The organism is Haloterrigena sp. KLK7 (assembly GCF_037914945.1).
GTDB classification, from domain to species: domain Archaea; phylum Halobacteriota; class Halobacteria; order Halobacteriales; family Natrialbaceae; genus Haloterrigena; species Haloterrigena salinisoli.
The window spans coordinates 3198457-3213041 of the sequence record NZ_CP149787.1 but is presented as its reverse complement, the minus strand read 5'-3'; the positions used below and the strand labels follow the sequence as shown (position 1 = coordinate 3213041).

The following is a 14585-nucleotide window of genomic DNA, read 5'->3' as shown; positions in this document are numbered from 1 at the left end:
TTAATGGTTGGTTCGGACTCACTGCTCGATACGCGCCGGAGATCGTCTCTCAACGGATCTTGCGGACGTTACTGATATCGAATCCGCTGTCGTTGATCGCCGTCTCGAACCGGACGATGTCTTCGTCCTCGAGTCGCGAGAGGACGCCGCGGAACTGTTCGACGACGAGGGTGCGGGCGCGCTCGGAGCCGCCGCTCTCCCACTCGAACAGCAGGGTCCCGTCGGTGGCCTCCTTCAGGCGCCCCAGCTCCGTCGGCTCGAGGGCCTCCGCGTTGACAAGCAGCAGGATGACGCCGCCCCAGCGGTGGGCGGCGCGTTTGAGTCCCTTCAACAGGACCGTCAGGTCCGACCACGCCAGCCGGTCGTCGGCCGTCGCGACGAGGTCGGTCACGGAGTCGATCACGACGAGACTCCCCGCGGCGTGCTCGGTCAGGTACTCGCCCAGCGCCTCGAGGACGTCGCTGCGACCGGTTCGATCACCGAGGCCGGTGATATCGGTCGCGCGCTCGGCGTACCAGTCCGTCGGCACCGGCGTCAACTGGAAGTACGACTCCGCGAGTTCGACGACGGAGACGCCGTCCGTCCCCGCGTCGACGAGTCCGTCGTCCATGACCAGCCCCATCTCGTCGACGATCGCCGCCCGCTCGTCGGTAAACGAGACGTAGTGGACCGCGTCGGGGAGTTCGGCCCCCGACTCGAGGTCGCCGTAGTAGCGGTCGAACTCGTCGGGCGCCGCGTCGGCGAGGCCGTTCATCACTGCGCTCGTGTAGGAGAACTCCCGCGCGCCGGCCCCCGCCTCGCCCGCGAGCAACACGACGCTGCCGGCGGGCGCGCCCCCGCCGATCATCCGGTCGAGTCTCGGGATTCCGAGCGGCAGCCGTTTCATACCCACTCCGTTGGAACGGACCCGCTTACCCATTGCGGCCACCCTTTTACGCCGCGGGTGCGCCTGCGGCGCACCCTCGACAAAAGGTCGATCAAAAGCCTTCTCCTTCCCCTCGCTCGTTTCTCTCGCTTCGGGTCAGTCGTCGGCCCGCTCGCGCAGCTTTCGGCTTCGCTCGCGGGTACGTTACTTTCTCTATTGCTCTTTCCCTCCAGCCCGCACTCGAGCCCCGTCCGTCGCCGGTTCGGCCAGCAACACCCGGCCCTCGAGGCCGTTGTCCGCGAGGGCGTCTCGAGCCGCCGACTCGGCCTCGGCGGCGTGGCTGCGGTCGGTCACGCCGTAAACGACGGGGCCCCACGACGACTGGCCGATGCCCGACAGCACCGGGCAGTCCTCGAGCGTCTCGACGAGCGTTCCCGCGGGCGGACGGAAGACCCCGCCCTGCGCGTCGGCGTACCAGGCGCCGTTCTTCCGGCCGATCTCGGCGATCGCCTCGCCGAAGGCCTCGAGACGGCCCTCCGCGGCGGCGGGCAGCAGTTTGCGGGTGACGACGCCGGCGATCTCGTCGGCGACGGCGGGGTCGGCGCGCTCGACGACGGCGCGCATGCTCGCGTCCTCGTCGTCGCCGCTGCGGCCGGGATCCGCGTCGGGGACGGCGACGAGGAATCGCCAGTCCGCGGGGAGGTCGTGGCGGGCGACCACCGGGGGGACCGTCCAGTCGCCCTCCGCCGGCGGCTCGGTGGTGAAGCGGTTGGTCGGATGGCCGGCGTCGACGACGAACCCTCCCTCTTCGAAGGTTGCGACGCCGACACCGCTGCGCCCGCCCCGGCCCATCGCCGGCGCGAGGTCTCGGATGCGGGGCTCGAGACCGTGTGCCCGCGCCGTCGCGGCGAGGACCGAGAGCGCCAGCTGGGTCCCGCTGCCGAGGCCGACGTGGCGGGGCAGCCGTTCCTCGATCGTGACCGCGACCCCCGGGACGTCGAGGGCGTCGACGGCGCGGGCGGCGTACTCCCGCCCCAGCGGATCGTCGCCCTCGACGCCGTCGGCGGGTTCGGCGGTGACCGTCACGCGCGGCTCCTCGAGCCCGACGCCGATCCCGCCGTAGAGTCGTCTGCGAGCGAGCGAGAGGTTCTGGAAGCCGACGTGGAGCCTGGCTCCCGCGCTGACGGTCGCGGTCATCGTGCCCGGCCGTAGGGAGGCCCCCGGGAAGGCCGTTTCGACGCTGGCAACGACTGTCGTCGCAGGCGTTATCTCGGTCGCGGGGACAGTTCCCCCATGGCAACCGCGTCGGTCGTCGTCCCCGCCCGCGAGGAGGCGGCCCGACTCGAGCGCACGCTCGCCTCGCTGGGACGCCAGTCGTTCGACGGGCGACTCGAGGTGATCGTCGTCGCGAGCGGAGCGGCGACGCTGCGGATCGCTCGCGAACACGGGGTGGTCGACCGCGTGCTCACCGACGACCGCCGCGACGGCCCCGGCGCGGCGCGCAACCGGGGCGCAGCGGTCGCGACGGGCGACGTCCTACTGTTTACCGACGCCGACACGATCGTCCCGTCGACGTGGGTACGACGCCACTGGCGCCACTACGCGACGCCGGCGGTCGTCGGCGTCGGCGGTCCGCTCCGGCCGCTCGCGGACGGACTCTCCCACCGCGTCCGCTTTCGCCTCCTCTCGGACTGGTGGTACCGGATCAGCTGGTCCGTCGGCTTCGTCCAGCAGCCGGGACCGAACTGCAGCGTTCGCCGGTCGGCGTTCGAGGCGGTCGACGGCTTCGACGAGTCGCTCCCGTTTCTCGAGGACACAGATCTCTCCCTGCGGTTGCGTGAGGCGGGTCGGGTCGCCTACGACCCCGACTGTCCCGTTCGGACGTCGGTCCGGCGCCACGAACGGGAGGGGTATCTCCCGCTCCTGCTGGCGTACCTCGTGGGCTACCTCGAGTACGCGCTGCCGGGCCGGTCGCCGACGCGAGAGCACTTCTCGTAGCCACCGAACCCGTCGACCGACCGCCGGCTCTTTCTCGTCGGTCGTCGTACCGGCGGGTATGGACGACGACCCGGATCTCGATCTCGTGGACGCGCTCGAGGCGAACGCCGCGGTCACCTGCGTCGTCGGCGCCGGCGGCAAGAAATCGACGCTGTACGAGCTCGCGGGCCGACTCGAGCGAGCGGTCGTGACGGCGACCGTCCGCATTCCGATCTTCGACCGGCAGGTCGCCGCGGTGCGAGTCACGCAGGACCCAGTCGACCTGCTCGAGCGGGCCGACGGCGGCGAGGTCGACGGCGCCGCGGACGGTCTCGAGTGGCCGCTCGGACTGGTCCCGGCCCAGGAGCGCGAGGACCGCTATCTGGGGTACGAACCCGATATCGTCGATCGAATCGCGGCGGCCTCGAGCGTCGATCACGTCCTCGTCAAGGCCGACGGGGCGCGAACGCGGCTGCTGAAGGCGCCGAACGAGCGCGAGCCCCAACTGCCCGCGGCCGCGGAGACGGTGCTCGCGATCGCCAGCGTCGACGCGGTCGGCCGACCCCTCGACGACGAGGCCGTCCACCGGCCGGAGCGCGTCGCGGCCGTTACCGGACGCGATCTCGGCGACCCGATTCGGCCGGACGACGTCGCGGCGGTCCTCACCAGCCCCGACGGCGGGCTGAAGGACGTGCCGCCGGACGCGACGTACGTCCCGGTGCTCAACATGGTCGACGACGCCGACGATCGTGCGGTCGCCCGCGAGGTCGCGACGCGGATCCTCGAGCGGAGCGCGGACGTCGAGGCGGCCGCTCACGGCCGCATCCCGCGGGTCGTCCTGACGAGCATGATCGCCGACGAGCCGCTGGTCGACGTCCTCGAGTGACGCCGTCGATCCCGTCCCGCCCTCGAGTCCCCAGATGCCGATGAATGGGGGCGTAGTTTATGGGATAGCTGGTCCTATCGCCGCCCGTGACCAGCGAACGCTCGCTCGGCGGCGTCGTCCTCGCCGGCGGCTACTCCACGCGCTTCGGCGAGTCGGACAAGGCCGTCGCCGACCTCGCGGGGACGCCGATGATCCGCCGGGTCGGCGACCGACTCGCGACCGTGACCGACGACCTCGTGATCAACTGCCGGGACGACCAGCTCGAGGCGATCCGCGCCGCGCTCGCGGGCAGCGACCTCGAGCCCCGGTACGCGACCGATCCCGTCCCGGACAGGGGGCCGCTCGCGGGTATTCAGGTCGGCCTCGAGGCGGTCGACCGCGAGTACGCGGCCGTCGTCGCCTGCGACATGCCGTTCGTCGATCCCGCGCTGCTCGAGACGCTTCACGAGCGCGCCCGCGGTCGCGACGGCGCCGTCGTCCGCCTCGAGGACGGCTGGTACCAGACGACGCAGGCCGTCTACCGGGCCGACGCGATGGCCCGCGCCTGCGAAGAGACGCTCGACTCCGAAGACAAACGGATCGTCGCCGCGCTCGAGCGAATCGACGTCGCGGAAGTCGGCGAGGACGTCCTCGAGGGCGTCTCCGACCGGACGTTCGAGGGTATCGACACACAGGAAGCGCTCGCAGAGGCGGAACGGCGACTCGGGGAGTGACGGCCGCGACCGTCGGGCTCGATTGTCGATCCGAGCCGCCGATCAGTCCCCGTCTTCCGGGTCGTACGTGAAGATGTCCTCGATCCGGCAGTCGAAGTAGCGGGCCAGTTCGAACGCCAACTCGAGGCTCGGGTCGTAGCGACCGCGCTCGATGGCGTTGATCGTCTGTCGGGAGACGTCCACCTCGTCCGCGAGTTCGGCCTGCGTGACGTCGGCCTTCGCTCGCCAGACCTTGAGATTATTTTCCATGGGCCTCAGAACTGCCGTTTATACCATGTCTTCGAGATCATCAGTGCGGCGAGCCCGAGCGCGAAGGCCGTCATCACGATCGCGTGGGCCTCGATCGGGAGTCCGTAGTTCACGCCGCCGTTTTCGCCCTCTCCGATCCCGGCCAGCGCGAAGACGAACAGGAACCAGAACACCGCCCAGAAGGCGACGTAGCCGGCGCGGTAGTTGATGGCCATGTACCGCTCGTCGTTTTCGAGTCCGTCCTTCGCGTGTTGATGCCAGCCGAGCGAGACCGCGCCGACGACGCCGCTGCCAAGGGCGAGCGCCGCGTTCGGTTCGCCGGTCGTTCCCGGTCCGCCGAGGGTTCCGAAGAGCGCACCGCAGATTCCGAGCAGCCCGATCGCGAACGCCGCGTACCGTTTCAGGTCAGCCATTCTACGTAAAGCTTGTACGACAAAATGTAATAACTATACTCCTTTTCGGAGCGAGTAAACGACACCGGATCCGACTCCGGGCCACTTTCGCGAACTCCTGACCGTCCCGCTGCTATCGGTCGAGTTCATGTTCAGGTAGCGATACGTTCCAATCTGGCGAAAAACGAGCTGCTAGCGACGGTCGAGTACCGAAACAAATCCGTCCGTCACGCGTACCGATCGAAACGCCGACCTCGAGCCGGCGTCGCGCGCCTTCAGTCCTGCTTCGCGCCGGGGTTCGTCACGGCACCGTTCTCCGCAGACCCGAACATCTGCCCGTACTTCGCCAGCACGCCCGTCGTGTAGTTGGGTTCGGGCAGGTCGTGCTCCTCGAGTCGCGCCTCGAGTTCCTCGTCGGAGAGGTCCACGGAGAGCTCGTGATCGTCGATGTCGATGGTGATCGTGTCGCCGTCCTCGAGGGCGGCGATCGGGCCGCCGACGGCGGCCTCCGGCGCGACGTGGCCGATGGAGAACCCGCGTGTCGCCCCGGAGAAGCGGCCGTCAGTGAACAGCGCGACGTCCTCGGCGTGGCCCTGTCCCGCCACGGCGCTCGTGACGCCGAGCATCTCGCGCATGCCGGGGCCGCCCTGGGGGCCCTCGTTGCGGATGCCGATGACGTCGCCGGTCTCGACCCGGCCCTCCTGGACGTACGCCATCGCGTTCTCCTCCTCCTCGAAGATCCGGACGGGACCCTCGTGGTGGAGGTGGTCCTCGCCGGTGATCTTGATGACCGCTCCCTCGGGCGCGAGGTTGCCCGTCAGGATGCGGATGGCACCGCGCTCGTGGATCGGCTCGTCGACGGTGTTGAGGAAGTCGGCGTCGAGGTCCTCGACCGCCGGCGGGTCGATTCGCCCGAGCCCTTCGGCGATCGTCTCGCCGGTGACCGTCAGCGCGTCGCCGTGGAGCAGGTCCGCCTCGAGCAGTTCCCGGAGGACGACGGGGACGCCGCCGACCTCGTGGAGGTCGTTCATCACGCGCTCGCCGCCGGGCTGGAGGTCGGCGATCTTGGGCGTGCGCGCGCTGATCTCGTTGAACTCCTCGATGTCGAGGTCGATGCCGGCCTCGGCGGCCATCGCCAGCAGGTGGAGCACGGCGTTGGTCGAACCGCCGACGGCGACCTGCAGCGCGATGGCGTTCTCGAACGATTCCTTGGTGAGGAAGTCCGAGGGCTTACGCTGTTCCTCGACGGCCTCGACGGCGAGTTCGCCGCTCTCGCGGGCGACCTCGTACCGGTCCTCGTCCTCGGCGGGCGGCGACGAGGAGCCCAGCGGCGCGAAGCCGATCGTCTCGGAGATCGAGGCCATGGTGTTGGCGGTGAACATGCCGCCACAGGAGCCCGCGCCGGGACAGGCGTTGCGCTCCATCTCGTCGAGTTCCTCCTCGGACATGTCGCCGTCCGCCACGGCGCCGACGCCCTCGAAGACGTTCTGGATCGTGATCTCCCGACCCCCGTGCTCGCCGGGCATGATCGAACCGCCGTAGAGGAAGACGCTGGGGAGATCCGTTCGGATGGCGGCCATCATCATCCCGGGCATGTTCTTGTCGCAGCCGCCGATGGTGACCAGCCCGTCCATGCGCTCGCCGAAGGCGACCAGTTCGACGGAGTCGGCGATGACTTCCCGCGAGATGAGGGAGGCCTTCATCCCCTCGGTCCCCATCGAGATGGCGTCGGAGATGGTGATGGTACCGAACTCGATGGGCATCCCGTCGGCCTCGTCGACGGCGTCGTAGGCCGACTGGGCCACGTCGTCCAGGTGGACGTTACAGGGCGTGATGTCCGCGGCCGGGTTCGCGACGCCGATCATCGGCGAGTCGAAGTCCTCGTCGTCGTACCCCATCGCGCGGAACATCGCACGGTGAGGGGCTCGCTCGACCCCCTCCGTGACCTCGTTGCTCGGCAGATCGTCGGGTTTGCCCTCCGCGGGCGACCGCTGCTCGGGCTGTTGGCTCATACCCGGGAATTGCTACCTCGGCGCTTAAAGTCCTCGGATACCGGTATCGAACCCTATCAAGCGCGCAGCGAACACCTTCGGGCGACCGTCGGTGACCGATCCCTCCGTCAAACGAAGCGACCGATATCGACACTGAACGTAGTCGTCGAAACGACTGTCAGTCGAAGCGTATTCACTCGCTCGAGTACAACACTCCGAACCCCGGCATCGGTGTTCCCGGCCCTGCACACGCTCGTGCCCTTCGATTTCCTGCACGAGTCTTTCCCGCCAGTGTCACAGAGTGACTGACAGAGCCACGAATGTATAAGTACTGTCTGGAATGCGGGTGGCAGGCCAGCACCGCCGATGGCACGACCGAGTCGGAGGTCTCGGAGCGAGCCATCGAACACTTCGTCGAGACGGGCCACACGATCGATTCGATGCGGCTCCCCCCGCCGGTTATCCTGGAGAACTGACGGTGCGGCCCGCGTCCGGCGTCAACCGCGGCGCTCGAGGATCCGGTCGATGATCAGCCGCGTCGAGAGGAGTTCGTCCTCGCTGTCCGGTTCGCGGGCGCTCGCACGCTCGACCGTACACTCGATCCCGCGGCGCTCGAGTTCGGCCTCGATCGCGTCGTCGTCGTGGTGCTGGTCGTGACCCAGCGCGATCACGTCGGGATCGATCTCTTCGATAGGCGCGAAGATGTCCGCCTCGTGGCCAACGATCGCGTCGTCGACGGCCTCGAGGGCGGCGACGACGTCCCGGCGCTGGGTCGCGGGACAGATCGGCTTCGCCTTGTGGTCGACGTTGGCCTTGCGGGCGACGATGACGATCAGTTCGTCGCCCATCGCCGCGGCCTCCTCTACGTAGTGGACGTGGCCGGGGTGAAGGATGTCGAAGGTCCCCTGCGCGATGACCGTTCGCGTCATGTCGTCCCCCGAATCCCCGCCGCAGTTCCCTCGTCTGTCGGTCTGTCGGCTCGTCGCGTCGATTTCGCCGTCGATCCGCGGGTCGGGCCAGTGGTCGTCTCGAGCATCATGCTATCGTCGGAGTTCGTCGTCGATATCCGCCTGCGTGAAATCGAAGAAGTCCTCGGTCTCGGGCAGTTCCACGTCGATCACGTTCAGTTGGGTCGGCTCGCCCTGCGAATCGAACGCCCGCCAGTCCGAGCGCCGATACGGGGCGCCGATAATAACGTGGACGCTGCCCCGACCGAACGTCTCCAGATCCGCGTCGCTCGGCCTGATCACGCCGTTCGGGTGGGAGTGGACGCTGCCGAGCGCCTTCACGTCGTTCGGGATCTGGTTCGTCTTGACGGTCGCGCTGACGCTGTTCGACTCCGTGCCGGGAATCACGAGAATGTCCGTGATGACGAGTCCGTCCCGGTCCAGCCCCAGTCGATCCGCCTCGGTTCCCCGGAGAAATCCCATGTACTCGTCGGGATGGGCGGCCTCGGAGGACTCGAGGGCGAACTCGAGGGTCTCCTCGGCGATGCCGAGGATCGAACTCGAGCGAAACAGCGCGTCGAACAGCCCCATGACACGACCTGCGTGCTTGCGGTTGCTAAACGTTCCGATGGTCGTCTCGGCGACGGTCGACGCGACGAACCTGCGGCGGAGTCAGGTCGACGACTGCGGTGCCTCCCACCGGTCTATCCCGGTCGTTAATGATGTATATTGGACATCAACTAGGTGTGTATATATTTCCTATCTCTACTAGCGTACTGTTTTTCCGGCGGCTATCCATATTCTCATTTATGTCACTAGACGACGATTCGCTCGAGTACCACCGCGAAGAGCCGCCCGGCAAGATCGAGATCCGCACGACGAAGTCGACGAGCACCCAGCGGGACCTCTCGCTGGCGTACTCGCCCGGCGTCGCCGCGCCGTGTCGCGAGATCGCCGACGACGAGGACGACGCCTACCAGTACACGTCGAAGGGTAACCTCGTGGGCGTCGTCTCGAACGGCTCCGCCGTCCTCGGCTTAGGCGACATCGGCGCGCAGGCCTCGAAACCCGTCATGGAGGGGAAGGGCGTCCTGTTCAAGCGCTTCGCCGACATCGACGTCTTCGACATCGAACTCGATCACGACGACGTCGACGCCTTCGTCGAGTCGGTCGCGGCGATGGAGCCGACGTTCGGCGGCGTCAACATCGAGGACATCGCGGCGCCCGCCTGCTTCGAGATCGAGGAGCGCCTGCGCGACCGGATGGACGTTCCGGTCTTCCACGACGACCAGCACGGTACCGCGATCATCTCCGGCGCCGCCCTGCTCAACGCCGTCGACATCGCCGACAAGGACCTCTCCGAGCTCTCGGTCACGTTCGCGGGCGCGGGCGCGGCGGCCCTCGCGACGGCCCGGTTCTTCGTCTCGCTGGGCGTCCGGAAAGAGAACATCACGATGGTCGACATCGACGGCATCCTGACGACCGAGCGGGCCGAAGCCGGTGATCTCGACCCCTACAGCCGCGAGTTCGCTCGCGACGTTCCCGAGGGCGGCGTCGCCGACGCGATGGTGGACGCGGACGTCTTCGTCGGCCTCTCCGTCGGCGGCATCGTCGACGCGGAGATGGTGCGGTCCATGGCCTCGAATCCGATCATCTTCGCGATGGCCAACCCCGATCCGGAGATCGACTACGAGACCGCGAAGAACGCCCGAGACGATACGGTCATCATGGCGACCGGGCGCTCGGACTACCCGAACCAGGTCAACAACGTCCTCGGATTCCCCTTCATCTTCCGCGGCGCGCTCGACGTTCGGGCCAGCGAGATCAACGAGGAGATGAAGGTCGCCGCCGCGGAGGCCATCGCCGACCTCGCGCGGACGGACGTTCCCGACGCCGTCCGCAAGGCCTACGGCGACCAGCCGCTGCAGTTCGGCCCCGAGTACATCATTCCGAAGCCCCTCGATCCGCGCGTGCTCTTCGAGGTCGCGCCAGCGGTCGCCCGCGCCGCGGTCGAGAGCGGCGCCGCTCGCACCGCCCTCGATCTCGATACCTACGTCGAGGACCTCGAGGCGCGGCTGGGCAAGTCCCGCGAGATGATGCGGACCGTGTTCAACAAGGCCAAGAACGACCCGAAGCGGCTCGCGCTGGCCGAGGGGGAAAACGAGAAGATCGTCCGGGCGGCGGCCCAGCTCGAGGACCGCGACCTCGCGCGACCGGTGCTGATCGGCGACGCCGAGGAGATCAGGGCTACCGTCGCCGATCTCGGGCTCGAGTTCGACCCCGAGGTGGTCGATCCGGAAACCGGCGACTACGAGGAGTACGCCGAGGCGCTCTACGAGCGCCGCCGGCGCAAGGGCGTGACGAGAACCGAGGCGCGAGAGCGGATTCGGGACAGCGACTACTTCGCGTCGGTGATGGTCGATCAGGGCGACGCCGACGCGATGCTCACCGGGCTCACGAACCACTATCCGTCCGCGCTGCGGCCGCCGCTGCAGGTGGTCGGCACGGCGCCCGACACCGACTACGCGGCGGGCGTCTACATGCTGACGTTCAAAAATCGGGTCGTCTTCCTCGCCGACGCGACGGTCAACCAGGACCCCGACGAGGACGTGCTGGCCGAGATCACGCGCCACACGGCCGACCTCGCGAGGCGGTTCAACGTCGAGCCCCGCGCCGCCCTCCTGTCGTACTCGGACTTCGGCAGCGTCGACAACGAGGGGACACGAAAGCCCCGACGGGCGGCGCAGCGACTCCGCGAGGACCCCGACGTCGACTTCCCGGTCGACGGCGAGATGCAGGCCGACACCGCCGTCGTCGAGGAGTTACTCGAGGACAACTACGAGTTCGCCGAGCTCGACGAGCCCGCGAACGTGCTCGTCCTCCCCAACCTCGAGGCGGGCAACGTCTGCTACAAGCTGCTCCAGCGGCTGGGCGGCGCCGAGGCGATCGGTCCGATGCTGGTCGGGATGGATCGTCCGGTCCACGTCCTCCAGCGCGACGACGAGGTCAGCGACATCGTGAACCTCGCGGCCGTCGCGACGGTCGACGCACAGGGCGAGTAGCGGGATCGGCCCGACTTGCCGACGCTGAACGCGATCCCATAGGCACCGACAAATATCGGAACTGTGCCATTATCTGCTGGTAGTAACTCGTTCCGGATCGGCGAGTAAGATCGTTGTAACACAGCTGACGGCCGATACTCGACGCGTCTCGGTGAGTGACGTCTCGCCGGAACTGTTCTCGAGCCGGCGTATCGCTTCTTGACAAGGGTTATACGCGACCGGCTCAAACTACGGTTCAAGATGACACGTGAGTCCGCCGGGGAACCCGGCGCAGATGACGGGGATTCCGTCGTCTACGATCTCGCTGCCGAGTGTACGGCAGAAGATGTAGAGCGAAACCGACCGTATCTCGCCGAAATCAACGGTATCGTCGATTACGGCGTCTTCGTCGATCTCTCCGATTCCGTCTCCGGGCTCGTCCACGAGTCGGTCCTCGAGGGCACCTACGCCGTCGGCGACGAACTCGTCGTCGAACTCGAGAGCGTCCGCGACAACGGTGACATGGCCTTCGAACCGGTCGACGTCGAGGAGTACACGCTCCAGAACGTCGCCCACGACTACGCCCTCACCGGAACCGACCGCCTCAAGTCGAACATCGGCGACCAGATCCACCTGGAGGGCAAGATCGTCCAGGTCAAACAGACCGCCGGGCCGACGATCTTCCACGTCGCCGACGAGTACGGCGTCGTCCCCTGTGCCGCCTTCGAGGAGGCCGGCGTCCGCGCCTACCCCTCCGTCGAGGTCGGCGACGTCGTCCGCGTGACCGGCACGCCCGAGCGCCGCGAGGGCTCGATCCAGATCGAGGTCGACGGCCTCTCGAACCTCGAGGGCGAGGACGCCGACGCGGCCCGCGAACGGCTCGAGGACGCCCTCGAGGCCCGCGCCGAGCCCCACGACGTCGAGCCGCTGATCGACTGGCCCGCCTTCGAGAAACTGCGGCCGAACCTGCGGGAGGTCGCGAAACTGCTCCGTCGGACCGTCCTCGAGGGACGGCCCATCCGGGTGCGCCACCACGCCGACGGCGACGGCATGTGCGCCGCAGTGCCCGTCCAGATCGCCCTCGAGCGATTCATCGCGGACGTCCACGAGGACGAGAACGCGCCGCGCCACCTCATCAAGCGCCTGCCCGCGAAGGCGCCGTTCTACGAGATGGAAGACGCCACGCGGGACCTCAACTTCGCCCTCGAGGACCGCGAGAAACACGGCCAGCAGCTTCCCCTCCTGCTCATGCTTGACAACGGCTCGACGGCCGAGGACGTCCCGGCCTACGAGACGCTGGCCCACTACGACATCCCGATCGCGGTCGTCGACCACCACCACCCCGATCCCGACGCCGTCGAGGACTTGCTCGACGCCCACGTCAACCCCTACCTCCACGACGAGGACTACCGGATCACGACGGGGATGTGCTGCGTCGAACTCGCGCGGATGATCTACCCCGACCTCGGCGACGAACTCCGACACGTCCCCGCCGTCGCGGGCCTCTCGGACCGCTCGAAGGCCGACGCGATGGAGGACTACCTCGAGCTCGCTTCCGAGGAGGGCTACGACGAGGATCGACTGCAGGATTTGAGCGAGGCGCTGGACTACGCGGCCTTCTGGCTGCGCTACAACTCCGGTGACCAGCTGATTCAGGACCTGCTCCAGATCGACTCCGACGACGAGGGGCGCCACCGCGAACTCGTCGAGTTCTTCGCCGACCGCGCCCGCGAGGAGGTCGACGAGCAACTCGACGCGGCGATGCCCCACTTAGAGCACGAGGACCTGGACAACGGCGCCCACCTCTACCGGATCGACGTCGAGAACTACGCCCACCGCTTTACCTACCCCGCGCCGGGCAAGACCACGGGCGAGATCCACGACCGCAAGATCGAGGAGACCGGCGATCCGGTGATCACGGTCGGCTACGGTCCGGACTTCGCCGTCCTCCGCAGTGACGGCGTTCGACTGGACATTCCGAACATGGTCTCGGAACTCGAGGAGGAGGTCCCCGGCGGCGGCGTCTCCGGCGGCGGCCACCTCGTCGTCGGCTCGATCAAGTTCGTCAAGGGCAAACGCGAGGACGTCATCGACGCCTTAGTCGAGAAGATGGAGGACGCGGAGATCGACGAAGCGCTCTCGAGTGCGGCGCCGATCGACGATTGACGGCTCCCGCGCTAATCGGTCGCGATCGCCGGCCGTCGACTGCCCGTCGTCGCTCGTCCGCGACTCGAGGCGGACGCGTTTCCCAGCGGTGGCTACCGACCGGAATTAGCATGACTGCCTCACCCCGAATCGGCGTGCACGAGCACCAGCACCAGCACCGGCACCGTCGTGTCGACCGGCGCTATCGGGAACGGGAGATCAGCCTCGAGCGCCCGGTCCCGTCGACGGCCGAGAGCGAGCGGCGAGACGGACGACGGGCTCGAGGTGACCGGACCCGATGATCGATCGAAGCGCATCCGCGGCCGACGTGTTGCTCGTCGAGCCGTCCGACGAGCGCACTCGCCTCACGAGCGACGCGTTTTCGGGCGGGGGCTCGACTGCCATTCACGCGGTCTCGGACGGGGACGCGGCGCTCGCCTTTCTCGAGGGACGCGACGAGTACGCCGACGCGCCGGCCCCCTGTCTCGTCGTCCTCCGGCTGGAGCTTCCGGAGCCGGGTCCAGACGGACTCGACGTGCTCGAGCGGACGGCCGAGCAGACGGAACTCGCGCGGATCCCGGTCGTCGCGACCGCCGACGCGCCCGACGACGATGTCGTCACCGAGGCCTACGTCCGGGGTGCCAACGCCGTCCTGCCGACGCCGTCAGATCCCGCGGCGCTCACCGAGACGATGGAGCGAGTCGCCGAGTTCTGGCTCGCGACCGCACGGCTCCCGAACCGGACCGATCGACTCTAAGGAGAGATCGTTCTCCGGTGCGATCGATTCGAACCGCAGCGTGTCGCGTCGGCTGCGGGATTCGACCCCCGATTAGAACTGATAGCGCCGCTCGTCGTCCATCGCCGGGTACTGATCCGCGCCGGTCATCTCCTCGAAGGTCATCCCCGAGAGGTACTCGTCGTAGGTGACGTCGTAGGCCGTTCGCAGCTGGAAGTCCAGCTTTCCGGTATCGATAGTCGACTGGAAGAGCATGTGGATCGCTCGCCGGACGAGTTCGTCCGTCTCGTCGGGCTCGAGGGCGGTCTCGAGTAAGGCGAGTTCGTTGCGCGTCTCCCGGTCGAGCGAGACGGTGAGGTCATCGTCCAGCGCGCCGTAGGCGTCCGTCACGTCGTCGTTGAGATCGTCGAGGCTCATACGGGAGGGGACTCGAGCCGACGGGATAGGGCTTTCGTGGTCGACTCGCCGTTCGAATCGTCGGTAGCGGAATCGCAGTATCGGATATCTGTCACGGCATAGCTGGCGACACGCGGCCGATACGCGCACTCGAGAGGTCCGCGACGAACACGCTGCTACCGTGGCAACGGGGACTTCCACGTCCTCCCCAGCCGATTCGCTCAGTCGCGTTGCTTCTTCGCTCATC

At 67.8% G+C, this 14585-nt stretch carries 15 protein-coding genes; 7 read left to right on the top strand and 8 right to left on the bottom strand.

Annotated features, from left to right (window positions below; genetic code table 11):
* Positions 1–49: 49 nt before the first annotated feature.
* Positions 50–886, bottom strand: a complete 837-nt coding sequence (locus WD430_RS15900) for an HTR-like protein (protein WP_339103400.1) — start codon at positions 884–886, stop codon at positions 50–52.
* A 192-nt stretch (positions 887–1078) separates the two neighbouring features.
* Positions 1079–2062 carry a beta-ribofuranosylaminobenzene 5'-phosphate synthase family protein gene (locus tag WD430_RS15895; protein ID WP_339103399.1) on the bottom strand — a complete coding sequence of 328 codons (984 nt, stop codon included), beginning with the start codon at positions 2060–2062 and terminating at the stop codon, positions 1079–1081.
* 96 nt (positions 2063–2158) lie between these two features.
* Between WD430_RS15895 and WD430_RS15890 the strand changes: the two genes are divergently transcribed.
* The 3 genes from WD430_RS15890 (at position 2159) to WD430_RS15880 (ending at position 4441) form a co-directional block, all read left to right on the top strand.
* Complete coding sequence (locus WD430_RS15890) at positions 2159–2863, top strand: glycosyltransferase (RefSeq protein ID WP_339103398.1); 705 nt, start codon at positions 2159–2161, stop codon at positions 2861–2863.
* A gap of 58 nt (positions 2864–2921) precedes the next feature.
* The gene (gene yqeC, locus WD430_RS15885; protein ID WP_339103397.1) at positions 2922–3728 is read left to right on the top strand and encodes a selenium cofactor biosynthesis protein YqeC; all 807 of its coding nucleotides are present in this window, start codon (positions 2922–2924) and stop codon (positions 3726–3728) included.
* Positions 3729–3814: 86 nt separating this feature from the next.
* A complete protein-coding gene (locus tag WD430_RS15880) occupies positions 3815–4441 on the top strand; it encodes a molybdenum cofactor guanylyltransferase (RefSeq protein WP_339103396.1) in 627 nt (208 codons plus the stop codon).
* Between the two features lie 42 nt (positions 4442–4483).
* Here WD430_RS15880 and WD430_RS15875 read toward each other — a convergent pair whose 3' ends face one another.
* From WD430_RS15875 to ilvD, 3 genes are all read right to left on the bottom strand, one after another.
* Complete coding sequence (locus WD430_RS15875) at positions 4484–4690, bottom strand: helix-turn-helix transcriptional regulator (protein WP_339103395.1); 207 nt, start codon at positions 4688–4690, stop codon at positions 4484–4486.
* Positions 4691–4695: 5 nt separating this feature from the next.
* On the bottom strand, positions 4696–5103 hold the full coding sequence (locus WD430_RS15870) for a hypothetical protein (protein ID WP_339103394.1): 408 nt from the start codon (positions 5101–5103) through the stop codon (positions 4696–4698).
* A 254-nt stretch (positions 5104–5357) separates the two neighbouring features.
* Positions 5358–7094 (bottom strand): dihydroxy-acid dehydratase, encoded by a 1737-nt coding sequence (gene ilvD / locus WD430_RS15865; protein ID WP_339103393.1) that lies wholly within the window; start codon positions 7092–7094, stop codon positions 5358–5360.
* A gap of 299 nt (positions 7095–7393) precedes the next feature.
* On the opposite strand from ilvD, the gene WD430_RS15860 reads away from it, so the two are divergent.
* The gene (locus tag WD430_RS15860) at positions 7394–7549 is read left to right on the top strand and encodes a hypothetical protein (RefSeq protein WP_339103392.1); all 156 of its coding nucleotides are present in this window, start codon (positions 7394–7396) and stop codon (positions 7547–7549) included.
* Positions 7550–7570: 21 nt separating this feature from the next.
* Here the strand turns inward: WD430_RS15860 and WD430_RS15855 are convergent, their stop codons facing one another.
* Positions 7571–8002, bottom strand: coding sequence for an adenylyltransferase/cytidyltransferase family protein (locus WD430_RS15855; RefSeq protein WP_339103391.1), 432 nt, complete (start codon positions 8000–8002; stop codon positions 7571–7573).
* A gap of 111 nt (positions 8003–8113) precedes the next feature.
* Positions 8114–8611: a Mov34/MPN/PAD-1 family protein gene (locus WD430_RS15850; protein ID WP_339103390.1), complete on the bottom strand. Its 498-nt coding sequence runs from the start codon at positions 8609–8611 to the stop codon at positions 8114–8116.
* A gap of 218 nt (positions 8612–8829) precedes the next feature.
* On the opposite strand from WD430_RS15850, the gene WD430_RS15845 reads away from it, so the two are divergent.
* From WD430_RS15845 to WD430_RS15835, 3 genes are all read left to right on the top strand, one after another.
* Positions 8830–11082: an NADP-dependent malic enzyme gene (locus tag WD430_RS15845; protein WP_339103389.1), complete on the top strand. Its 2253-nt coding sequence runs from the start codon at positions 8830–8832 to the stop codon at positions 11080–11082.
* Positions 11083–11322: 240 nt separating this feature from the next.
* Positions 11323–13227 carry an OB-fold nucleic acid binding domain-containing protein gene (locus tag WD430_RS15840; RefSeq protein WP_339103388.1) on the top strand — a complete coding sequence of 635 codons (1905 nt, stop codon included), beginning with the start codon at positions 11323–11325 and terminating at the stop codon, positions 13225–13227.
* Between the two features lie 277 nt (positions 13228–13504).
* The gene (locus WD430_RS15835) at positions 13505–13963 is read left to right on the top strand and encodes a response regulator (RefSeq protein ID WP_339103387.1); all 459 of its coding nucleotides are present in this window, start codon (positions 13505–13507) and stop codon (positions 13961–13963) included.
* A 72-nt stretch (positions 13964–14035) separates the two neighbouring features.
* Here WD430_RS15835 and WD430_RS15830 read toward each other — a convergent pair whose 3' ends face one another.
* Entirely contained in the window at positions 14036–14359 is a 324-nt protein-coding gene (locus WD430_RS15830) for a hypothetical protein (protein ID WP_339103386.1), read from the bottom strand.
* Between the last annotated feature and the right edge of the window lie 226 nt (positions 14360–14585).